Source organism: Megasphaera cerevisiae DSM 20462, from assembly GCF_001045675.1.
Taxonomy (GTDB): Bacteria; Bacillota; Negativicutes; order Veillonellales; family Megasphaeraceae; genus Megasphaera; species Megasphaera cerevisiae.
The window spans coordinates 1-540 of record NZ_LEKT01000191.1; the positions used below are offsets into that span (position 1 = coordinate 1).

The following is a 540-nucleotide window of genomic DNA, read 5'->3' on the forward strand; positions in this document are numbered from 1 at the left end:
ATTTAAAGGAAAATATGATACGGTTTATTTAGAAGTAGATAATCAAAATAATGAAGGCATTCACTTCTATAATGAACAAGGATTTGAAACGGTTCGCTCATATCAACCTGAAATGTATGGCGAAGTTATGAATTTGGCTTTAATGAAAAAGACGTTCTAAGACATTTGTCATAAATATATATCAAAGACAGAGACATTGATGAAAGTCTCACATAAAAAGGAGGTATTACATGACACAATCATCGTATACAACGAGTAAATTAGCAGAGGAAAAGGTATTTAAAGATCCTATACATAGGTATATCCACGTTAAAGACCAGTTGATTTGGGATTTAGTTAAGACAAAAGAATTTCAACGATTACGTAGAATTAAGCAACTTGGCACATTATATCTTTCCTTTCATACAGCTGAACATAGTCGTTTTGGTCACTCTTTAGGCGTTTATGAAATTGTTCGCCGCATGATAGATGAAACGTTTGAAGGTCGTGACGCGTGGGATAACAATGATCGTCCTCTTGCTTTATGTGCTGCATTGTTAC

1 pseudogene is annotated in these 540 nt (G+C 34.1%); it reads left to right on the top strand.

What is annotated here, in order from left to right:
- Positions 1-230 precede the first annotated feature (230 nt).
- Positions 231-540, top strand: a pseudogene (locus AB840_RS15695) (hypothetical protein); the annotation flags it as partial.